This is a genomic window from Micromonospora sp. KC606 (assembly GCF_004348675.1).
Lineage (GTDB): Bacteria > Actinomycetota > Actinomycetes > Mycobacteriales > Micromonosporaceae > Micromonospora.
Genome location: NZ_SMKN01000097.1, coordinates 1 through 21,367, shown reverse-complemented (window position 1 = coordinate 21,367; position 21,367 = coordinate 1). Strand labels below are relative to the sequence as shown.

Annotated in this window: 17 protein-coding genes and 1 pseudogene; 11 read left to right on the top strand and 7 right to left on the bottom strand. The window is 69.3% G+C overall.

The annotated features are described in order from the left end of the window. The 3 genes from E1193_RS31975 to E1193_RS18620 all read left to right on the top strand — a co-directional run. A partial coding sequence (locus E1193_RS31975; protein ID WP_207922757.1) for a hypothetical protein occupies window positions 1-1,696 on the top strand: 1,696 nt, incomplete at its 5' end. 145 nt (window positions 1,697-1,841) lie between these two features. Next, entirely contained in the window at window positions 1,842-3,719 is a 1,878-nt protein-coding gene (locus tag E1193_RS18625; RefSeq protein WP_132184470.1) for an ABC transporter ATP-binding protein, read from the top strand. Further along, entirely contained in the window at window positions 3,716-5,497 is a 1,782-nt protein-coding gene (locus E1193_RS18620) for an ABC transporter ATP-binding protein (protein ID WP_132184469.1), read from the top strand. Before E1193_RS18625 ends, E1193_RS18620 begins: the two co-directional genes overlap by 4 nt. A 17-nt stretch (window positions 5,498-5,514) precedes the next feature. Here E1193_RS18620 and E1193_RS18615 read toward each other — a convergent pair whose 3' ends face one another. After that, window positions 5,515-5,883: a transposase gene (locus tag E1193_RS18615; RefSeq protein WP_132184468.1), complete on the bottom strand. Its 369-nt coding sequence runs from the start codon at window positions 5,881-5,883 to the stop codon at window positions 5,515-5,517. Window positions 5,884-6,054: 171 nt separating this feature from the next. Next, on the bottom strand, window positions 6,055-6,267 hold the full coding sequence (locus E1193_RS33270; RefSeq protein WP_279433364.1) for a winged helix-turn-helix domain-containing protein: 213 nt from the start codon (window positions 6,265-6,267) through the stop codon (window positions 6,055-6,057). 112 nt (window positions 6,268-6,379) lie between these two features. Between E1193_RS33270 and E1193_RS18605 the strand changes: the two are divergent. The 3 genes and pseudogenes from E1193_RS18605 to E1193_RS18595 form a co-directional block, all read left to right on the top strand. Then, a pseudogene (locus tag E1193_RS18605) lies at window positions 6,380-7,055 on the top strand (permease); the annotation flags it as partial. A 173-nt stretch (window positions 7,056-7,228) separates the two neighbouring features. After that, on the top strand, window positions 7,229-7,558 hold the full coding sequence (locus E1193_RS18600; protein ID WP_243707767.1) for a hypothetical protein: 330 nt from the start codon (window positions 7,229-7,231) through the stop codon (window positions 7,556-7,558). Beyond that, the gene (locus tag E1193_RS18595) at window positions 7,519-8,508 is read left to right on the top strand and encodes a methyltransferase, FxLD system (RefSeq protein WP_132184467.1); all 990 of its coding nucleotides are present in this window, start codon (window positions 7,519-7,521) and stop codon (window positions 8,506-8,508) included. Before E1193_RS18600 ends, E1193_RS18595 begins: the two co-directional genes overlap by 40 nt. Window positions 8,509-8,891: 383 nt before the next feature. On the opposite strand, the gene E1193_RS33835 is transcribed toward E1193_RS18595, so the two are convergent. The 3 genes from E1193_RS33835 to E1193_RS18585 form a co-directional block, all read right to left on the bottom strand. Next, window positions 8,892-9,020 carry a hypothetical protein gene (locus E1193_RS33835; protein ID WP_279433363.1) on the bottom strand — a complete coding sequence of 43 codons (129 nt, stop codon included), beginning with the start codon at window positions 9,018-9,020 and terminating at the stop codon, window positions 8,892-8,894. 281 nt (window positions 9,021-9,301) lie between these two features. After that, window positions 9,302-9,904, bottom strand: a complete 603-nt coding sequence (locus E1193_RS18590) for a response regulator transcription factor (RefSeq protein ID WP_243707768.1) — start codon at window positions 9,902-9,904, stop codon at window positions 9,302-9,304. A gap of 34 nt (window positions 9,905-9,938) precedes the next feature. Next, window positions 9,939-11,114 carry a sensor histidine kinase gene (locus E1193_RS18585; RefSeq protein WP_132184465.1) on the bottom strand — a complete coding sequence of 392 codons (1,176 nt, stop codon included), beginning with the start codon at window positions 11,112-11,114 and terminating at the stop codon, window positions 9,939-9,941. A 177-nt stretch (window positions 11,115-11,291) separates the two neighbouring features. Here E1193_RS18585 and E1193_RS18580 point away from each other — a divergent pair, with 177 nt between their 5' ends. Next, window positions 11,292-13,511, top strand: a complete 2,220-nt coding sequence (locus tag E1193_RS18580; protein ID WP_132184464.1) for an MMPL family transporter — start codon at window positions 11,292-11,294, stop codon at window positions 13,509-13,511. Between the two features lie 99 nt (window positions 13,512-13,610). On the opposite strand, the gene E1193_RS18575 is transcribed toward E1193_RS18580, so the two are convergent. Both E1193_RS18575 and E1193_RS18570 read right to left on the bottom strand, forming a co-directional pair. Next, entirely contained in the window at window positions 13,611-14,999 is a 1,389-nt protein-coding gene (locus E1193_RS18575) for a transposase (RefSeq protein WP_132184463.1), read from the bottom strand. 114 nt (window positions 15,000-15,113) lie between these two features. Beyond that, entirely contained in the window at window positions 15,114-16,130 is a 1,017-nt protein-coding gene (locus E1193_RS18570) for a LacI family DNA-binding transcriptional regulator (RefSeq protein WP_279433362.1), read from the bottom strand. Window positions 16,131-16,472: 342 nt separating this feature from the next. Here E1193_RS18570 and E1193_RS18565 point away from each other — a divergent pair, with 342 nt between their 5' ends. The 4 genes from E1193_RS18565 to E1193_RS18550 form a co-directional block, all read left to right on the top strand. Beyond that, window positions 16,473-17,774: an extracellular solute-binding protein gene (locus tag E1193_RS18565; RefSeq protein ID WP_207922756.1), complete on the top strand. Its 1,302-nt coding sequence runs from the start codon at window positions 16,473-16,475 to the stop codon at window positions 17,772-17,774. 78 nt (window positions 17,775-17,852) lie between these two features. Further along, entirely contained in the window at window positions 17,853-18,788 is a 936-nt protein-coding gene (locus tag E1193_RS18560; RefSeq protein ID WP_132184461.1) for a sugar ABC transporter permease, read from the top strand. Window positions 18,789-18,790: 2 nt separating this feature from the next. Continuing rightward, on the top strand, window positions 18,791-19,720 hold the full coding sequence (locus E1193_RS18555) for a carbohydrate ABC transporter permease (RefSeq protein ID WP_132184460.1): 930 nt from the start codon (window positions 18,791-18,793) through the stop codon (window positions 19,718-19,720). Window positions 19,721-19,776: 56 nt separating this feature from the next. After that, on the top strand, window positions 19,777-21,367 hold a 1,591-nt coding region (locus tag E1193_RS18550; RefSeq protein ID WP_132184459.1), incomplete at its 3' end, for an alpha-glucosidase.

Here is a 21,367-nt window from a genome sequence, read left to right as displayed (position 1 = left end):
GGCATGGGCGGTGGGGCTGCTGACGCTGCCGGTGGCCAGCCGGCTCGGCCAGCAGGCGGTGCACACGGCACTGCAGGCGATCCGGCCGGATGCCCCGCCCCTGCCCTTCCTCGACCCGCGGCAGGTCGACGCCGCGGTCGCCACCACCTGCTTCGTCTATCCCGTCATCGTGCACGACGAACATGACGTCGACGACCTTCTCGCGACGATCTGCGAGGCCAGACGCGACGGTGGAGACGGGTTCCTCGCCCATGTGGCACTGGTGGACCTCCCGGACGGGCCGTCCCCCACGCTGCCCGGAGACGACCGACTCCGAGGTCTCGTCGACGATCGCATTCGTCACGCCAGCGAGGCCTGCCCCGGACCACCGATCTTCGCGCTGCACCGGAGACGGCAGTGGAATCCGGCGGAAGGCGTCTGGATGGGCTGGGAGCGAAAACGCGGAAAGCTCGTGGAGTTCGTGCGGCTGGTCACCGGCTCCTCGGAGACGACGTTCTCCAGCACGTCCGGGACGATCCGGACCGCACTGACCAGACTCCGACGTGCGCGCTACGTCATCACGCTCGACGTCTCCAGTCGACTCTGCCCGGGCAGTGCTCGGCAACTCGTCGCCACCATCGAGCATCCGGACAACCACCCGGTCGTGGACGTGGCGGCCGGTCGGGTCGTCTCCGGGTTCACCTTCCTCCGCCCACTCATCGTGTCCCGCCGGGCGCGGACGCTCTTCGCCTGGGCGACCCGATCCAAGCAGCACTCACCGAAGATCACCGTCATGCAGCAGTGCTTCGGCCGCGACCAGTTCTTCGGGCAGGGCATCTTCGAGGTCACCGCGTTCAGCGCCACCCTGAACGACACCCTGCCGGAGAACTCCGTGCTCAACCACGACAAGCTCGAAGGAGCGTACGCGCGCGCCGCCTACGAGAGCCGGGCACTGATCATCGAAGACTCCCCCGAGGACTACCTGACGTCCCGGCTTCGCGACCACCGATGGGCACGAGGAGACATCCACCTGGTTCCCTGGCTCCTCGCCGGCCCGAGGTCGAGCCTGCGCAGGCTGCCGTTGCTCGACCGGTACCGGGTGCTCGACGACGCCGTGCGTCACCTGGTGCCGCCGGCGAACCTGGCACTTCTGGCCGTCGGTTCGCTCACCCTGCCGGGAGCGCGAGCGGGGCTCTTCGCCGCCGTCGTGTTGCTGGTGCCGCTCCTCGCTGGCCACCTGCTGTTCCGGCCGATCCTGGCGATCGCCCGGGCGCGCCGACCACGGTCGGCCGCCGGCCCGGCGAGCACCCTGACCGGGCATCCGCTCCTGCGGGAGCACTACAGTCACGTCAGGCACCGGACCCTGGCGGAGTTGGCGAGCCTGCCGACCGGGATCGTGCTCCTCGCCGACCAGGCGGTGCTTCTCACCGACGCGATCGTTCGGGCGGCGTACCGCACCGTCGTCAGTCGTCGCAAGGTGCTGCAGTGGACGGCCTCGCGGGTGCAGACCCGAGCCGTGGGCGACAGCCTATTGCTGCGCTACCGCACGATGATCGCCTCCTGTGCGGTCAGTGTGGTGCTCGCCGGCGTCCTCTGGTCGGTCAATCCGTCAGCACTGCCCTTCGTGGCGCCGATCCTGGCCCTGTGGCTGATCGCACCCCTCGCGGTCCACTGGTCGGCCAGGCCCGCCCGCCGAATACCCTTCACCGTCCGATGAGGATGAGCCGACTCTTGGCACGCCGTCGCCTCGACGAAACTCGCCCAGACCAGAGTCCTCATCTCGACGACCAACCAGCCACTGCCGGGATGGCGACACCGATGCTCGGGCCGGCCCGGCCACTCGAGAGAGCCGGGGGTTCGACATGACGGTCGAGGAGACGACGCGACCGCCGGCGTGGTTGGACTTTCGGCTGTCGGCGGTCCGGGCGACCGCCGCCGAGCGACTTCGACTGGCAAGACTGCTGGCCCTGGCCGGGCCCGCCCTGGTCGCCGGGATGCTCCTGGCCGCCGCCGCCATGGCGGCGGCGGCGCCACTGACGGCGCTGGCCACCGGGTCCGTGGTCGAGGGCGTGGTGGCCCGCGGGGAGACCGGCGGGGTGGTGGTGCCGGTCGCGATGGTGGCCGGCGCGGTCCTGCTGCGTCTCGTCGGTGAGTCGTTGCTGGAGTTGCTGAACTGGCTGGCCACCCGTCGGATCGACGGCGCCGCCCGTAGTCGGGTGAGGAGGACGGTGCTGAGCCCGGCGCTGATCGACCACCTCGCCGACCCGGCTTTCGCCGCCGAGGTGACCCGAGCCTCGGACCAGGGCGACACCTGGCGGCTGCGGTCACCGGGCACCGCGGCGACCGGTCAGATGGTGCTGCTTGCCCGGCTGGCTGCCACGGTGGGTGCCGCGCTCGTCCTGGCTGCGCATTTTCCGTGGCTGGCGGTGGCGTTACTGGCCGGTTCCCTGTTGATTCGGGCGGTCACCCGCCGGCAGTGGATCTATCTGGAGCGGCTGGTCGACGGTTTCGCCGACGCCCAACGCCGGGCCGAGTACTGGACGGAGCTGGCCGCTGGTCCTGCGGCGGCCAAGGAGATACGGCTCTTCGGGTTGGCATCGTGGGTGGTGGGGCGCAGGCGAGAGGCGCACTGGGCCTGGGCTGCGGGATACTCCGCCCAGGTGCGCGAGGTCCTGCGCCGACAGTGGGTCACGATCCTCATCGCCGCCGGGGCCAGCCTGGCCGCGTTGCTGGTCCCGGGACTGGCCGCCCTCGATGGGCGGCTGAGCCCGGGCGGGTTGGCCGAGTGCGTGACCGCCGCCTGGGGCATCTTCGGGATCAGTTTCATGGGGGTCGAGGCCCTGAACATCGAGTACGGTGTCGGCGCCGTGCACGCGATGGACCGGCTGTCGGCCCGGTACGACACGCCGGCAGGTCGGGCCGGCGCCCCGGACAGCGCCGGGGCGACGACGGCAGCGGGCCCTCCTCGCCCACCCAGGGTCAACTTCACGCAGGTCCGGTTCGGCTACCCCACGGGGGATCGACTGGTACTGGACGGGCTCGACCTCGACCTCCACCCCGGCGAGGTGCTTGCCGTCGTCGGTCTCAACGGGGCCGGAAAGACGACCCTCATCAAGCTTCTCGCCGGCCTGCACCGGCCGTCCTACGGCGTCGTCACGGTCGACGGGGTCGATCTGGCCCGGCTGGACCCGGTGGCTTGGCGCCGCCGGGTGGCGGTGGTGTTCCAGGACTTCGTGCACTACCCGTCCACGCTCCGTGACAACATCCGCATGTCGGCACCGGAGGTGCCGGTCGACGACGAGGTGATCATGGCCGCTCTGCAGGCCGCCGGTGCGGGGGACATCGTCGAGCGGCTCGGGGACGGACTGGACACCCCGCTGTGGCGCGCCGACGCCGGCGGGACCGATCTCTCCGGTGGGCAGTGGCAGAAGATCGCCATCGCGCGGGCGATACACGCGGTCAACCACGGCCGGACGATCCTGGTGCTGGACGAACCGACCGCTCATCTGGACGTCACGGCGGAGGCGGAGTTCTACCGCCAGGTCGTCGCGGCGGTGGGCGACGTGTCGGTCGTCCTGATCTCGCACCGGCTGTCGACGGTCCGTGACGCCGACCGGATCGTCGTGCTCTCCCAGGGACGAGTCACCGAAACGGGCAACCACGAGGCGCTGATGGCACTCAGAGGTACCTACGCCAGGATGTTCCAGGTGCAGGCGGACCGATTCACGGGCCTGTCATGAGGCGGGTGATGGGCGTCACCGCGGTGTCGCTGCGGCTGACCTGGCGCGCTCAGCCCCGAGGCACCGTACTGGCCATCGGCCTGACGGTGGCGCTGGCCGGTGCGGCCGCCGGTACCGCCGTCAGCCAGCGCTGGCTGATCGACTCCGCGGGCATGGGCACGGTTGCCGGCCTGCTGAGCGCGGTCGCGTTGGGCGTCGCCGTGCACATCGTCACCCTGGCCCTCGGCCGGGTGGCGGGCAACCTACGCGTTGATCTGACCGACCGGGTCGCGGCGACCCTCACCGAGGAGATCGTGGCGGCCACCGCCAACATCCCCGACGTCGAGCATCTCGAGCGTGCCGAGCACCTCAACCGACTGTCGCTGCTGCGACGCGGCGCCTGGTCGCTGGCCTGGTCGTGCTGGTCGCTCGCCGAGACGGTGTGCGCGGTCGCCAGTCTGGCGCTCAGCGCCTGGCTGCTGGTCGAGATACATCCCGTGCTGCTGGTCCTCGTCATCGGGACCGCGCCGGTGCTACTGGCGGGACGACGCGCACAACGGGTGCTGGGTCGGGCCCGGGACGAGGTGGCCGGGCCGGCGCGGCAGGAAGCTCAACTACACGAGCTGTGCATCAAGCCCGAACCGGCCAAGGAGGTCTGGATCACGGGAGCCGGCCCCGAGGTGGACCGAATGGCGGGTGCTGCCTGGCAGACGGTGACCCGCCGGGAGGTCTCGGCGAGGGTACGCGGCTTGGCCTGGTCCTACCTCGGCTGGTCGGCCTACCTCGCCGGGCTCGCGGTGGCCGTCGTCGTTGTGGTCGACGCCGCGAGGCAGCACCGCGCCTCGGTCGGCGACGTGGTGCTGGTGCTGAGCCTGTCCAGAGAGCTGCGTTCACAGGCCGCCGGCACGATCGGTGGCCTGAACGCCGTCGCCGAGGCCGGCCGGATCGCCGGCCATTACGTCTGGCTCCGTGGGTACGCAGCGACGCGCGACCGAAGCGGGGGCACGCCCCCGGAGCACCTGAACGGCGGGATCCGGCTGCGTGGCGTGACGTTCTGCTACCCCGGCACCGACATCGCGGTCCTGCAGGACGTCGATCTAGATCTTCCGGCGGGGTCCACCGTCGCCCTGGTGGGCGTCAACGGCGCCGGAAAGAGCACGCTGGTCAAACTCCTCTGCGGCCTGTACCGACCCCACCACGGCGTCATCACGGTGGACGGGACTCCGCTCACGGACCTGGACCCGGCCGAGTGGGCAGAGCGCTGCTCCGGAGTCTTCCAGGACTTCGGCAAGCTGCAACTCCCGGTACGCGACGCGGTGGGGGTGGGAGACCTCGGGCGCATGCACGTCCCCGGGGTCGTCGCGACCGCGGTCGAACGGGCCGGCGCGGCGGAACTCGTCGCCGAGTTGCCCCGCGGGCTGGACACCCAACTCGGACATGTCTTCGGTGGCCCGGATCTGTCGCACGGACAGTGGCAGAAGCTGGCCCTGGCCCGCGCTCTCATGCCTGAGCGGCCGCTGCTACTGGTGCTCGACGAGCCGACCGCGGCGATGGACCCACAGGCCGAGCAGAGCCTCTTCGAGACCTTCGGCCGCCAAGCACGGACCGCCTCCGCACGCTCGGGGGCGGTGACGTTGCTCGTCTCCCACCGCTTCTCCACAGTGCACATGGCCGACCGCATCTACGTGTTGTCGAACGGTCGAATCGTCCAGTCGGGCACTCACGCCGAACTCGTCACGACGGCCGGCCCCTACGCGACTCTCTACGCCACCCAGGCCAGGGCGTACCGGACGCACTGACCTGGGTCGCGCCGGACTCAGTCGCGCGAGCGCTCCTCGACCACCTCCGCGAGGGCGAGGCGACGAGGGCGACCTCGGTCGTTCGTGATGCTCCTGTCGTCCGCCGACTGGCCCTGCCTCCGGTCGTGAGGTTGCGGCTGAGGAACCGTCCCGCTACGCGCGAGGACCGCTGGAGCGTAGGCGGGTAACCGGATCGCGGTCAGCCACGGCCGGGCGGCGATCAGGGCGTGCATGCGGCGGCTGACGTGGGTGTTCAGGTTGTCCCAGATCAGAACTATCGGTGCCCGCAGGCACTGGTGGGCCTGGTCGAGGAAGGCGATGTAGTCGTCCTCGCTGAAGCTGCCGCGTTCGCCTGTGCGGCCCCGGTGCAGCCGGGTTCGCCACATCAGCCGGCCGCGCTGTCCGGGCTTAGGGCAGACCAGCCCGGCGATTCGAGACCCGGCCGGAGCCCTCGACCACCGGCATGTGCCCGCGCCGGGCCCACGTCTTGGCCACCGGCGGTCGCATGACCTGGCCCGCCTCGTCCTGGAAGCAGATCCAGGCGCCTTGCGCCGCCGCTAACCTCTTACCGACGGCCACCGCCCGCGATGCCAGCCGGCGATCGCTTCCGGATCGCGTTCGATCGCCCGACGAGTGGGAACCTGGTGGCTGTACCCGATGCGATGCAGCAGATAGGACACCCCTCGCAGCGTGTAGGAGACGCCGAAACGGCGCTCGATCACCTCGGCCACCCGCGTGAGGGTCCAGCGGGCATCGTCCCAGCCGTGCAAGATCGGACCTTCATCGAGTATTTCGGCCAGCTGTTTCAGCTGCTCAACGGAGAGTTTGCAGTCCGAGCCGCCCGCCCCGGCCGACGCCAGAGCCTCCGTTCCGCCAGCAGGCCGGGCCCTGCCGAAGTACCCCGCCCTCGCCGTCCCCGTCGCCAGCGCTGCCGGGGTGATCCTGCCCGGCTGCGGGTGCGGGGCCGTGCCGATCGCGGGCTCCCTGATCCGCCGCGGCGTCACACCGGCGGCGGCACTGGCGTTCCTGCTCGCCGCGCCAGCGATCAATCCGATCGTTCTCGTCGCCACGGCCGTGGCCTTTCCGAACAATCCTGAGATGGTCCTCGCCCACGCGGTCGCCAGTCTGATCGTCGCGATGATCATTGGTTGGCTCTGGCTGCGCCTGGGCCGCGCCGACTGGATGCGACTTCCGCGCCGACCCGACCTAGAAGGGCTTCGACGCGGGGAAGCGTTCTGGTCCGCCGTACGGCAGTCCACGCCGGCGGATTCCTCGTCATCGGCGCGATGGCCGCAGCCACCATCAACGTTGTTGTCCCCGAACAGTGGCTGCAGACCCTCGCCGCGACCAGCCGGTGCTGTCCGTGCTCGCCTTGGCCGGGCTCGCGGTGCTGCTGTCGATCTGCTTCGAGGCCGACGCGTTCGTCGCCGCCTCACTGTCGCAGTTCTCCCTCACCGCCCGGCTGGCCTTCCTGGTCGTCGGCCCGATGGTCGATCTGAAACTCATCTCCATGCAGGCCGGCATCCTCGGCAAGCGCTTCGCCGCCCGATTCCGGTAATCTGCGGCGAAGCGCTGAGCAGAGCATGAGCGGGTCAGCGGCGGAAGATCTCCACGACGAACACGCCCATCACGAACCACGAGTCGCCTGGCTACTCCTGCTTCCCGCGCACTTACCGCTCAACAGGACTACGACTACCCTCCCCTGCCCCCGGCGATCCGCCGACGACCACCGTGTTCGACTACGCCGCTCGAGCCCTGTTCGACAAGGGCCAGTCGATCGGCAACCGCCGAGTCCAGCTCACCAGATTCATCACCCCGGGATCCGACGGAAAGCCGATCCTCGCCCGCATAATCTTGTCCTGCTGCGCCGCCGACGGCAGACCCACCAAACTCGGCATGACTGGCAACGCGCCCACCGGTCTGGCCAACGACGCCTGGATCCAGGTCACCGGCCGCTACACCGACCGTGTCACCCGCGACTCCATCAACGACGAGGAGATCCCCTATATCGACGTCGAGTCCTGGCGACAGGTGACCGCCCCCAAGGATCCGTACGAGTAGTCCTCCGCCCGCCGGGCACGACACGGGGCGCGTACGGCCGCCGGAGCGCCGTAGACACTGCACGCTCCGATGAGAAGCCCCAACGAGCACTTGGTAGCTGGTCTGTCATCGATCGGGCCGCGACCGCACTGGATGCCACCGGCTACAGCAGCCGCGTTCGGGTGTTGGTCGCCGACGCCGCGCACGGCGTGCCGGACGAGGGGCCGTTCGACGCCATCATCGTGACGGTCGGGGCGTGGGACATCGCCCCGACCTGGCTGGACCAGCTACGGCCGGACGGCATGCTCGTCCTCCCGCTGGTCATGAACAACGTCACGCGGGTCATCGCCTTCCGCCGCGACGGCGACCACCTGGCCAGCACCGCGACGGAGGTCGCAGGCTTCGTACCCATGCAGGGCGACAGCAGCCACGCCGGCCAGGTGTTCGACCTGCCCGACACCAACGGCAGCACGGTCAAGCTCTCATTCGACTCCGGCGTACCCGCGGATCTGTTCCAGCTTGATGATGTGCTTCACGCTGGCGCGGCCGAGTTCTGGTCTGGTGTCACGGTCGGCCACGGCATCTCCTTCGCCGACCTGCACTTGTGGCTGGCGTGGTACCTCGAAGGATTCTGCCGTCTGTCCGCCGACGGCGGGACCGAACTGGCAACCCAGAAGCGGTGGCTGCCGTTCGCGGTCGTCCGCGGAGCCGGACTCGCCTACCTGGTGCTGCGCGATGCGCTACAGGGCGCCGGGGCCGAGTTCGGTGCCCGCGCCTACGGCCGCGACGGGCAGGTGGCCGCCGCCGCGCTGATCGAGCAGATCCAGGCGTGGGACCGAGCCGGGCGGCACGCGCCCCCAGCCTTCGCCTACTGGCCCGCCGGCAGTAGGCGCTCGCAGATTCCCGCCGACGCCGCGGTCATGAACAAGAACCGCGGCGCGATCACAATCTCCTGGCCCCCGAGCAACTGACCCTTCCCTGCCCAGCCTCACTGGGCAGCCTGCGCAACCCACCCCGCCAGCACCCGTAAGGCGAAGCCTGACGTGGGTCCGGCAGCCCCCGACCCGAAGGAGCGCGATGACGGTGCACGTTGACGACGCCACCCCCTTTCGCCAGGCCATGGTGGCCGCGCTGCGCGACGGAGGTCTCAGCACCAGTGACAGCGTCGCCGCGGCGATGAACGCGGTGCCCCGCCACGACTTCGCCCCGGGCGAGCCGCTGGAGAAGGGCTATCGGGCTACCTGGGCAGCGCCTGGACAATCAACGCCACCTAACTCGCGACGTCAGCCCGGCCACCGCACAGCTGATCCTGAACACCATCGACACCCTCGCCGCCTGGACGCCGACACCGCCACTACCGCAACCTGTCGACTACCACGGCCGCACCGACGCCGAACACGCCGCCGGGCTCCTCGACGACGCCGACCAACAGGCCCTCCATACCCTCGTCGACCAACTCGGCCCGGACCGGGTCACCGCACACGGCGACCCCCTACCCGCGAACCTGCTCCTCGACCGCGAGCACTGCGCCCTCATCGACTTCTAGCACACCGGCAGCTACCTACCCGTTCTCCGGGGGTGGAGACTTATGTTGAGTCCTGCGTAAACGCGTTTGCGCAGCTCATCGCCCTGTACGGGAGGTCTAACTTCCGCAACAGGTGCTGTGCACGTGACGCCACGAAAGAATTCGACGGCCCGGAAGGGAATCGCTGTCTGGTGTCGCCGCTACTGACGTGGCGGGCATGCGAAGCGTCCTTTGCCTAGCTAGGCGCCGGGGACGATGCGGCGGGTCTCGTACGCCCACATCGCGATCTCAACCCGGTTCCGGACGCCGAGCTTGCCCATCAGGCTCGCGAGGTGGGTCTTCACCGTGCTCAGACTGATATGCAGGGCGTCGGCGATCTCCACGTTGGTCAGCCCCCGGGCGACGGCGATGAGCACGTCCTCCTCGCGGGCGGTGATCGGGACGACCGGCTGTGTCATGGGCCGCCCGACCGGCACGTCAGCGAACGCCTGCAGCAGGCGCACCGTGACGCTCGGGGCGATGAGCGCCTGACCGTCCGCCGCCGACCGGACGGCCTGGACCAGCAGCTCCGGCCCGGCGTCCTTGAGCAGGAACCCGCGGGCGCCCGCGCGCAGTGCACCGTAGACATACTCGTCGAGGTCGAACGTGGTGATCACGACGACCACGAAGGGGTCGGCGACGCCGGGTCCGGCGAGCTGCCGGGTGGCCTCCAGCCCGTCGAGGACCGGCATCCGGATGTCGAACAGGCAGACGTCGGGCCGCAGGTCACGGGCGAGCCGCACGGCCTCGCGCCCGTCGGACGCCTCGCCGACCACCTCGATGTCGGGCTGGACGTCCAGCATGATCCGCAGCCCCGTGCGGATGATGGCCTGATCGTCAGCGATGACGACGCGAACGGGCTGCACTGTGCGTCCTCCCCCGGGGCAGCTCGGCCTCGACCTGCCAGCCGTGCTCGGCGCCCGGCCCGGCCCGCAGCTCGCCGCCGAGCATCGCGGCCCGCTCGCGCAGCCCCGCCAGACCATACCCATCGCGGCCCTTGCCGGCGCGGACCCCGTCGTTGCGCACCGTCACCGTGATCCGCTCCAGCTCGCCGGTGACCCGGACGATGATCCCGCTGGCGTCGACGGAGTGCCGCCGGGCGTTGGTCACCGACTCCTGCACGATGCGGTAGACCGCCGCGTCCACGGCCGGTGGCAGCGCGTCCAGGTCGCCGTCGAGCCGCAGGTCGATCGGGAGCCGGCCGCCGGTGCCGCTCAGCAGCCGTTCAAGGTCCGTGACCCCGGCGATGGGGGCCAGCTCGGCGCCGTTGCCGCGGTCCCGCAGCGCGGCGACCATGGCCCGCATCTCCTCCAACGTGCGCGCGCCCTCCTCCTCCACGCCCTCCAGCGCCTCGACGGCGGCGGCCGGGTCCACGCCGGCGAGCACCCGACCGGCCTGGGCGCGGATCACCATCGCGGAGACGTGATGGGCCACCGTGTCATGCAGCTCCCGGGCCAGTCGCTCACGCTCTTTGGAGCGCACCCCGTCCAGGAGCCGCTCGCGGGCGGTCGCCTGGAACCGCACCGACGCCCCGATCACCGCCGGCATGAACAGGAACCCGAACCCCGCGATCTGCTCGGCGGGCGGGGTGATGTCGTCCTCGACCGCCTGGACGACGAACGCCGCGAGGAGGATCCCGATACCCAGGACGATCTCCCGTCCCGATCCCCACCGGAGCAGCGCATACACCAGCAGCAGCACGATCACGCTGCTGCCCAGCCCGACCGGCTCGCTCGGGTCCGCTACCAGTGACGCCAGCCCGAGCAGGATAATCGCACCGAACCCGAGCGCGACCGCCGCCAGCGGCCGGGTCCGGCGCCACATGAGCAACGCGCACAACCAGACGGCGAGCACGAGGGCCACCGGCCGCCACACGAGGTCGTCGCGCAGCGTGGCCTCGGTGACCGCGGCGCCCAGTCCCGCGGCGAGCAGCGCCCAGTCCCGCCACACCCGGACGGGCACGTCGGGGGGCCGCGGCTCGGTCCACAGATTTCGCAGGTCATCGGTCAGCACGCTTTCCAGCCTAGGGATCGCACCGGCGCGCGCATCGGCCGAAAGAACGGCGGACCGCTCGGCCCCGGGGAGGGACGAATCTGCGGCTCGCAGGCCGATGCCCGCCGGTGCTGCGACGACGAGCCTTTGCATCAGCGGCCGGGGTACAGCGGCCGAAGAGGTCATTGGAGGACCCCGATGCTTCCGAAAGCCCTTTCCCGTCTGGGCGGCGGCGCGGCCCGCCATCCGTGGCGGATGATCGCGGCCTGGCTGCTCGTCGCCGCGCTCGCTGTCGTCGCCGCGAGTGCGTTCGGTGGGCGGCCCGCCGACTCGATGACCGCCCCCGGGCTGGACTCCCAGCTGGCCGCGGAGCTGATCGAGCAGACCGGCACCGGCCAGGACGGCATGACGGCCCAGGTGGTCGTCACCCCGCTCGACGGCGGCGTGAGCTTCTTCGACCAGGGTGCCGCGCGGACGGCGCTGGCCCGGCTGCAGGCCGAGGTGCGGCAGCTCCCGCACGTGCTCGGCACCGGCGAGCCGGTCCAGGCGCTGGACGCCGGTGGCGACGCCGCCGTCCGCGCCGGTCTGGTCTCCGCCGACGGGCGGATCGCGCTGATCCGGGTGCAGTACCCGCCGCAGGACGAGCTGTCGGCCAAGGACCTCGACGCGCTGGTCGCCGCCGTGGAACGACTGCGCGGTGAGCTGCCGCTGCGCATCGAGATGGGCGGGGACCTGTTCTTCGCCTTCTCCGATGCCGGCGCCGGCATCGGCGAGCTGGTCGGCCTCCTCGCCGCGGCCACGATCCTGTTCCTGGCGTTCGGCTCGCTCATCGCCGCCGCGCTTCCGATCGGCATGGCGATCTTCGGGCTGACCGTCGGCATCGCCACGATGACGGTCCTGGCCCGGTTCATCGAGGTACCGACGTTCGGGCCGGTGCTCGGCAGCATGGTCGGGCTCGGGGTCGGGATCGACTACGCCCTGTTCGTGCTGGCCAGGCACCAGGAGTACCTCGCCGCGGGCATCGAGCCGCCCGAGGCGGCGGCGCGGGCGGTGGCCACGGCCGGGCGGCCCGTGGTGTTCGCCGGCGGCACCGTCGTCGTGTCGATCCTCGGCATGGCGGTCGCGAACGTGCCGTTCATGACGATCGGCGGGCTCGCGGTCGCCCTGGTCGTGCTGATCATGGTGCTCGCGTCGGTGACGCTCCTGCCGGCCTTCCTCGGCCTCGCCGGTGCCCGCCTGGGCCGCCCGGGCCGGCTGATGCGCCGCGTCGTCCGGCTGCGCGCCGCTACCACCGCGGGCACCGGGTGGGTGCGCTGGATCGGGCACGTGAACCGGCACCCGGGGCTCTACGCGGTCGGTGCCGCCGCGCTTCTGCTCGCCGCGACGCTGCCCGTGCTCAGCCTGCGGGTGGGTCTGCCGGACGACGGCTCGATGCCGCAGAACCGGACGGAGCGCAGGGCGTACGACCTCGTCGCCGAAGGCTTCGGGCCGGGCGCCAACGGTCCCGTCATCATCGCCATGACCACCGCCGGGGATCCGGGCGCGCTGAACCGGGTCGTCACCGCGGTCACCGCCGACCGGGGCATCGCATCGGTCGCCGGGACGCAGGTCGACCAGGCGACCGGGATCGCGACCCTGGTGCTGTTCCCGACCAGCGGGCCGCAGGAGAAGGCCACCACGGACACCGTCGCCCGGCTGCGCGCCGACGTCCTGCCCGGCGCGGTCGGTGCGGGCCCGGCGAAGGCCCACGTCGGCGGCGCCGCGGCGAGCCTGTCCGACGTCGGGAAGCGGACCAGTGACCGCATGCCGGCGTTCGTCGGCGCCGTGCTGGCGCTGTCCTTCGTGCTGCTGCTGCTGGTGTTCCGCTCGGTGCTGGTACCGCTGAAAGCCGTGCTGCTGAACCTGCTGAGCATCGGCGCGTCCTACGGCATCATGGTCGCGGTCTTCCAGTGGGGCTGGGGCGGCGCGCTGATCGGCCTGGAGTCCACGGTGCCGATCGTGTCGTTCATCCCGATGTTCATGTTCGCGATCCTGTTCGGCCTGTCCATGGACTACGAGGTGTTCCTGCTGTCCCGGGTGCGGGAGGAGTACCTGCGCACCGGGGAGAACCGCACCGCGATCGTGCGGGGCATCTCCGGCACCGCCCGGGTCATCACCTCGGCCGCGCTCATCATGGTGGCGGTCTTCCTGTCCTTCGCCGTCGCGGACGACCCGTCGACGAAGATGTTCGGTCTCGGCCTGGCCACCGCCATCTTCGTCGACGCCACGATCGTGCGCATGGTGCTGGTACCGGCGACCATGACCCTGCTCGGCAACGCCAACTGGTGGCTGCCGAAGTGGCTGGACCACCTGCTGCCCGGCGGCCACGAGCCGCTGGACGAGGCACCACCGGCCCGGGAACTGGAGACGGTGCACTAGTAGTGCTTTGTTAGGTTGGGACGAGTTGGCGGCAGAGGGGGCAGAACCCGAGCCAGGTCGCGAGTAGGTACTGCAGTTCGCGGAGGACGGCGTACAGGCTCAGGTCTGCCCTGCTGCTTTTGGGTGTGTCAGCCTCAGTTGGGTGAGGAACAGTTGGGCGGCTGCGGTGAGGGTGACGTGGCGGTGCCAGCCGATCCAGGAGCGTCCTTCGAAGTGGTCGAGGCCGAGGGCGGTTTTGAGTTCGCGGTAGTCGTGCTCGATGCGCCAGCGGCTCTTGGCCAGGCGGACCAGTTCGGCAAGGGGTGTGTCGGCGGGCAGGTCGGACAGCCAGTAGTCGCTGGGTTCGTCCTGGCCGGGAGGCCACTGCACGAGCAGCCAGCATTCGGGCAGGACGCCGTCATCGCCGCGGTGCGGTCCGCGTCGGACGGCCCGGCCGGCGGGACGCACCCGCAGGGCAAAGAAGTACCCGGACAGTTCACCGACGGACCGGTCCGGGGCGCGGTCGGGTGCGGGTAGCCGGGCACGCCAGCGCACCAACGTCGCGGCGTCGGCGCCGTGAGCGAGCGCCAGGTCCTTCAGGCTGCGGGCCGGCTGGGGGTAGCGCGGTGTGGGGTGCTTGCCGACTCCGGCGTAGGGCACCTCGACCGGCTTGGCGGTACCGGGTTGTGCGGTGGTGGGAGACGTGGTCGCCACGATGTAGCTGATGCCGCGTTCGGTCAGTCCCTGACGGAACTCGGCGACCTGACCGTAGCCGGCGTCGGCGGTCAGCAGCGGAGGACGCAGCCCCCACTCGGCCAGCTCGTCGAGCATCTCCAGGGCCATCAGCCACTTCGGCCGGTACCGCTCGGTGTCGGGGACCTTCGACGCCGCCCGCCGGCGGCGGATCTGGTCGATCTGCTCGGCGGGCGGCAGCCGCACACGCGAGTGTGGTTTCTTCGCCCCGGCCGCATCGAGGGTGACCGGCTGCTGGCGCAGCCTGCGAGCGTGCGCGTTCGCGGGCTTGCCGTCCGGGCCGGGGACACAGGTGTCGTCCCAGGACTCCGGCACGAACAACCGCCAGTTCAGCACCGCCGACGCGGCGTCGGTCGCGGCGTGGACACTGACGGCGATCTGGCAGTTGGCGACCTTGCCCAGGGTGCCGGAGTACTGCCGAGCCACACACGCCGATGCCTTGCCGTCCTTCGGAAAACCGGTGTCATCCACCACCCACACCTGGGGCGTCACCACGTCGACCGCGGCCGTGGCCAGCCGCCGCCGCACACCGGCGACATCCCAGGTCGACGAGGTCAGGAACTGCTGCAACTGCTGATGATCAACCCCGAGCCGCTGCGCCATCGGCTGCATCGACTTACGCCGACCGTCCAACATCAACCCACGCAGATACCGCAAACCCGTTGCCCGCTGATCCGACCGCCGCAACCCCGCGAAGATTCCCGCCGCGAAGTCCTCCAACCCCGCTCGCACCCGAACCAGATCCCGCTCATCCACGCACCGCAGCCAAACACCGCCACGACGCCCGTACAAGCGACACGCCACCACGACCTAACAAAGCACTACTAACAAGATCGCCGGAAACACCGTTAGCGAGACAGCCCCGTACTTTCAGGAGATTTGGGTTGGAGCTGGGCCGCTTGTGCCTCGGATCTGCAGCGTTCCTTCGAACAGCTTCTGCGTGTGGGCGCCAGGTTTGCCTTCGAGGCGGTTGATGAGTAGCTCGATGCCGAGGCGACCCATTTCGCGTTCGTCGGGGCTGACCGTGGTCATGGCCGGTGCCGACATCAGTGCGGCTTGTTCGGACATGGCGATGGCGACGATGGACAGGTGGTCCGGGACGCGTAGGCCGCGGGTGAGTGCGCCGGCCATGATTCCGGGGGCGGCTTGTTCGTTGAGGGTGAGGACTCCGGTGAGCTGGGGGTCCTGGTCGAGCAGGCGGTTGATGAGGGAGCTTCCGGCTGCTGCGGTGGAGTCGCAGGCAACGGTCGCCAGGTCGAGGCCCATCCGCGCGGCTGCGGTCTGTGCGGCCTGCTGGGCGCGGATGGCGAATGACAGTCTGGTCTCCAGGATCGGCGCGGCCTGGTTGACAAACACCACGTGGCGATGCCCGAGAGTGGCCAGATGTTCCAGGGCGACGTGCACGCACTGGTCGAAGTCGGTGTCGACCCAGTCCACGTCGATGGTCCGCCCGGTCTGGCCGATCATCGCGAAGGGGATGCCGGCTTCGGTGAGCACAGTGATCCGGGGGTCGTCCATCTTGACTTCCATCAGCAGGACACCGTCGAGCAGCCCTTGACCGACCAAGGTGCGCAGGGAAGCGAGGGAGCCGGCCTCGGTGGTCCACAGCAGCAGGTGGTAGTCCATCGACTGCGCGTGGTCGGAGGCGCCGAGGATGTACCCGAGGCTGCTGATGTCGATCCCGCGGCCCCGGCCGGGGTACAGCAGGGCGATTATCTTGCTCTGGAGTCCGCGGAGCCGGCGGGCGTGGATGTTCGGCGTGTAGCGCAACTCGGCCATGGCCGCCTCGATGCGTGCCCGGGTCTCGGCGGAGATGGGACGGGTGCCATTAAGGGCGTAGGACACAGTGCTGACGGACACCCCAGCCCGTCGGGCGACGTCTGCCATCGTGGTCACTTCTGTCCCTGTTCCCCTCGTGCCCTGCGCGCCGGGGCGTTCGTCTGCGGCCTGTGTCGATGTCGTCGTACGACACGTGCGTGGATGGCGGTCCGGTCTAAACGTTTCGACGACTCTAGCAGCGCCGCATCGGCACCCAAGAACAAGGCATTTCATTAGATCTCGCCCATGGCGCCAAATCCAAGATAACGAACAGGTAACGCGCGAAGTCGCCTCCGTTGACACCGCCGTCGCGCGCTCGTAGCTTCGTCGAAACGTCTAGTCGAATCGTTTTGACACATCGTTTCGATGCTGCTGGCCTGGTCGTCGCAGCTGGTCCATAGGAGGTCTGACATGGTCATGAGGACTCGGCTCTGGCGCGCTGTGGCGCTGGCGGCCGCCGCGACGCTCGCGCTGGGCGCCTGCGGCTCGGGCGGTGGCGGCGGGAGCGGCGACGGTAAGACCTTCACCGTGTGGTGGTACGAGGACGCTGGCAATCCTCAGGACACCGCCTGGCAGGACGCGCTCACGGAGTTCAAGGCGGCTCACCCGGACGTCGAGGTCAAGTTCGAGCGGAAGGTCTGGCAGCAGATTTTCGATGCCGGTCCGATGATCCTGAACTCCAACGAGGTCCCGGACCTGCTGGAGTACAACAAGGGCAACGCCAGCGCGGGCGCCCTCTCGTCCAAGGGCTTGTTGACGGATTTGACCGCCGAGGCGTCGAAGCGGGGCTGGGACAAGACTGCCGGTGCCGCGCTCACGGTGGGCAGCTATGACAGCCGGGGGCTGATGGGTCCGGGGAAGGTGTACGGGATTCCCTCGTACGGCGAATACCTCAGCTTCGCCTACAACAAGGACATGTTCGCCAAGTACGGGGTGAGCGTGCCGACGACCATGGACGAACTCGTCGCCGCGTTCGAGACGTTCAAGTCCCAGGGGATCACGCCGCTTGCCGGGAGCGCAGGCGACTACCCGGCACAGCACCTGTTGTGGGGACTGGCTGTGGCCAAGGCCGACCGGAACTGGTTGAACGGATACTTCGGGCTCTCGGCGCCGCTGGACACGAGCGCGAACAGCCCACTCACGCAGGCCGCCCAGACGATCGCCGACTGGACCGCGAAGGGCTACATCGACAAGAAGTCAACCGGTCTGAAGGCCGAGGACGCCTGGGACCTGTTCCGCAGCGGGAAGGCTCCGATCACCTACGCCGGCACCTGGATGGCCGGCGACTTCAAGGAGAAGATCAAGACCTTCCAGTGGGGTCAGTTCCTGATGCCCGGTTCGGGGATCAGCGCCGGCTCCGGCGGAAACATCTGGGTCGTACCGACCAAAGCCGGCAACAAGGATCTGGCGTACGAGTTCATCGACCTGACGATGGACTCCAAGCGCCAGAACCTGATGGCCAACTCCGGCGGCGTCGCGGTCGCTGCGGAAGCCGCGGCAATCACCGACCCGACCGGTCGGATGGTGAACGAGACGTTCGCCAAGTTGGTCTCCTCCGACGGCCTCGGTCTGTACGGGGACTGGCCGGTGCCGAACTTCTACCAGGTGATTTTCTCCAACACCCAGACACTGGTCGGCGGCAGCCAGACCCCAGAGCAGTTCATGAAGCAGCTCAAGACACCGTACGACCAGGTGCAGTCCACCGTCGGCTGACGTCCGCGTGGACGGGGACCGCGTTGCGGTCGCGGTCCCCGTCCGCCCTCGCCTCAGCGCCCGCCAAGGAGGACCGCCATGACCGTCTCTACCGCCGTCGATCGAGGAACACGTCCGGCATCGCCGCTGTCCCAGGCCACCCGCAAGGGCTACCTGCGCTACCTGGTCCCGGGTGTACTCGGGTTCCTTGTCGTGGTTCTGGTGCCATTCGTGATGAACGTGGCCATCAGCTTCACCAGCTGGTCCGGGATCGGAACGCCCAGCTTCACCGGCCTGGACAACTACCAGCGGCTCGTCCGCGACCAGATGTTCTGGTCGGCCTTCGCGCACAGCATCTGGTTCATCGTCGCGATGGCGGTGATACCGACCGCGCTGGGCCTGGTCCTTGCCGCTGTGCTGTTCGACTACATCGAGCCCCGCTTCGGACAGCGGGTCTCCAGCGCCCTGCGAGCCGGCTTCTACCTGCCGCAGGTCCTACCCGTCGCCGTGGCGGGAATCGTCTGGAGCTGGATCCTGAACCCCTACGGTGCCCTCAACACCGTCCTGCAGAAGCTGGGGATCGCCGATCCGCCGAACTGGCTGGGCGACACCAGCTGGGCACTGCCGGCCGTCATGGCGGTCCTGGTGTGGATGCAGCTCGGATACGGGCTGGTCATCTTCATGGCCGGCATGGCGCGGATCGACCCGCAGCTGCACGAGGCCGCCGAACTGGACGGCGCATCGTGGCTCACACGCTTCCGCCATATCACCATTCCGCAGATGCGGCCGGAGACCTTCGTGGTCCTGCTCACCACCACGATCGCCGCGTTGAAGGTGTTCGGGCCCGTCTACGTGCTGACCAAGGGTGGCCCGGGGGACGCGACCAACGTGCCGTCCTACTACTCCTACACGAACTTCTTCGGCACCCTCCAGGTCGGCTACGGGGCGGCCATCGCCACCGCCCTGACTGTGGTCGTCATCGCGTTGTCCGTCGTCTTCATCAAGCTCCAGTCCAAGTCCGAAGGAGCGCAGTAGGCATGGCCCTCACCACGGAAGTGGACACCACCGCCACCGTCACTCGGCCCGGTCGACGCAAACTGCGGCCCAGTCCCGGCGCCGACCGGGCCGCGTCCCGGCTCAGGCACCAGCGTGGAATCACCCGCTGGGTCCTGCTGACCCTGCTCGCCGTCGCGACGCTGGCCACCCTCTTCCCGTTCGCCATGGCCGCGATCAACGCGATCAAGACGGTCGAGGACTACACCGCCCACGGGCCGCTGGGCCTGCCGCGCTCGTTTGACCTCACCGCGATCAAGGACTTCTGGCAGAACGTCGACTACACCAACAAACTCCTCAACAGCATCCTGATCAGCGCCTCGGTCGCCGTCCTCGGGACCGTGATCAGCGTGCTCAACGCCTACGCGATCGGCATCGGCAGGATCAAGGCGCGCAACGCGCTGCTTGTGCTCCTGCTGTTGGCCACCACGATCCCGCAGGAGGCGCTCATCTACCCGCTCTACTACCTGGCCAAGGCCGTCGGGCTGTACGACACCAAACTGGTGGTGATCATCATCAGCGCGGTGCTGTCGAGCGCGTTCGGCACCTACCTGCTCGCCTCGGTGCTGTCCGCCTTCCCGTCGGAGATCCTCGAAGCGGCGCGCATCGACGGCGCCGGCCGCTGGCAGGTACTGCGCCACGTCGTCGTCCCCGTCATCCGGCCGACGTTGATGGTCCTCATGACCTTCTTCTTCATCTGGACCTGGAACGACTTCTTCCTGCCCCTGATCATGCTCGTCTCCAACGGCAACCAGACCGTCTCCGTGGCCCTGGGGAGCCTCCAGGGCCAGTACACAAGCTCACCGACGAGTCTGGCCGCAGCATCCCTGATGGGCATCCTGCCCGCGGTGGTGTTCTTCCTGATCTTCCAGCGCACCCTCACCCGCGGCGCCGTTGCCGGGGCCGTCAAGTAAGCCCACGAACCGAGCAAACCTGCCCTATCCACACGACAAATCAACGAGGTGTACCCGTGACGTGGTGGCGCAACGCCGTCGTCTACCAGATCTACCCCCGCAGCTTCGCCGACTCCAACGGCGACGGCCTGGGCGACCTGCGCGGGATCATCGACCACGTCGACCACCTCACCGAGTTAGGCATCGATGTGGTCTGGCTGTCACCGGTCTACCCGTCGCCGCACGACGACAACGGCTACGACATCAGCGACTACCAGGACATCGACCCGATCTTCGGCACCCTCGACGACTTCGACACCCTCGTCGACACCCTGCACCGCAACGGCATCCGACTCGTCATGGACCTGGTCGTCAACCACACCAGCGACGAACACCCATGGTTCGCCGACTCCCGAACGTCCCGCGACTCGACGCGCCGGGACTGGTACTGGTGGCGGCCAGCCCGGCCCGGCACCACGCCCGGGACACCCGGTGCGGAGCCGACGAACTGGGTCTCCTACTTCGGCGGCCCCGCCTGGGAGTACGACGAAGCCACCGGGGAGTATTACCTACACCTGTTCACCCGCAAACAACCCGACCTCAACTGGGAGAACCCGGAGGTCCGCGCCGCCGTGCACGACATGATGCGGTGGTGGCTCGACCGCGGCGTCGACGGATTCCGGATGGACGTCATCAACATGATCTCCAAGGACCCGGCGCTACCCGACGGCATCCCCGGCACCGCCGGGCCGGCCCACGGGTCGCTCGGCGACGGCCGCCCCCACTTCATTTGCGGGCCACGGCTGCACGAGTTCCTCCGCGAGATGCACGACACCGTGTTCGCCGGCCATCCCAGGCGATTGCTCACCGTCGGCGAGACCCCGTCGATCACCCACGAACAAGGACGGCTCCTCACCGACCCGGCACGCCGCGAACTCGACATGGTATTCCAGTTCGAACACGTCGAAGTCGACTGCGGCCAGACCAAGTGGGACCGCCGCCAAATGGACCTGCCCGCGCTCAAAGCATCCTTCGCCCGCTGGCAGACCGGACTCGGCGACGGCTGGAACAGCCTCTACTGGGAAAACCACGACCAGCCCCGGGCCGTCTCCCGCTTCGGCGACGACGACCCCGAATACCGCGACCGGTCCGCGAAGCTCCTCGCCGCCGTCCTGCACCTACACCGCGGCACCCCGTACATCTACCAGGGTCAAGAACTCGGCATGACCAACGTGCCGTGCAACGACATCACCGACTTCCGCGACATCGAATCCCTCAACCACTACCGCCACGCCACCGCCGCCGGCGCCGACCCGGACGACGTACTCCACGCACTGCGCGACCGCAGCCGCGACAACGCCCGCACCCCCGTCCAATGGAGCAGCGGTGAACACGCCGGCTTCACCACCGGCACGCCATGGCTTCCGGTCAACCCGAACCACGCCGGTATCAACGCCGCTGACCAGCGCAAAGACCCCGACTCGGTCTTCCACTTCCACCGCAGGCTGATCGCCCTGCGCCACACCCACCCGGTGGTCGTCGACGGAGACTTCACCCTCCTGCTCCCCGAAGACCAACAGGTCTGGGCCTTCACCCGCCGCCTCGACAGCACCGAACTGCTCGTCCTCGCCAACCTGTCCCGCAAGAACGTCTCACCCACCCTCGACC

Coding starts and splice junctions, on each gene's coding strand:
- E1193_RS18615 (WP_132184468.1), bottom strand. CDS start 5,883: ATGTGGCGAACCCGGCTGCACCGGGGCCGCACAGGCGAACGCGGCAGC.
- E1193_RS18560 (WP_132184461.1), top strand. CDS start 17,853: ATGACCGTCTCTACCGCCGTCGATCGAGGAACACGTCCGGCATCGCCG.
- E1193_RS18620 (WP_132184469.1), top strand. CDS start 3,716: ATGAGGCGGGTGATGGGCGTCACCGCGGTGTCGCTGCGGCTGACCTGG.
- E1193_RS18625 (WP_132184470.1), top strand. CDS start 1,842: ATGACGGTCGAGGAGACGACGCGACCGCCGGCGTGGTTGGACTTTCGG.
- E1193_RS18570 (WP_279433362.1), bottom strand. CDS start 16,130: ATGGCAGACGTCGCCCGACGGGCTGGGGTGTCCGTCAGCACTGTGTCC.
- E1193_RS18565 (WP_207922756.1), top strand. CDS start 16,473: ATGGTCATGAGGACTCGGCTCTGGCGCGCTGTGGCGCTGGCGGCCGCC.
- E1193_RS18580 (WP_132184464.1), top strand. CDS start 11,292: ATGCTTCCGAAAGCCCTTTCCCGTCTGGGCGGCGGCGCGGCCCGCCAT.
- E1193_RS18590 (WP_243707768.1), bottom strand. CDS start 9,904: ATGCTGGACGTCCAGCCCGACATCGAGGTGGTCGGCGAGGCGTCCGAC.
- E1193_RS18555 (WP_132184460.1), top strand. CDS start 18,791: ATGGCCCTCACCACGGAAGTGGACACCACCGCCACCGTCACTCGGCCC.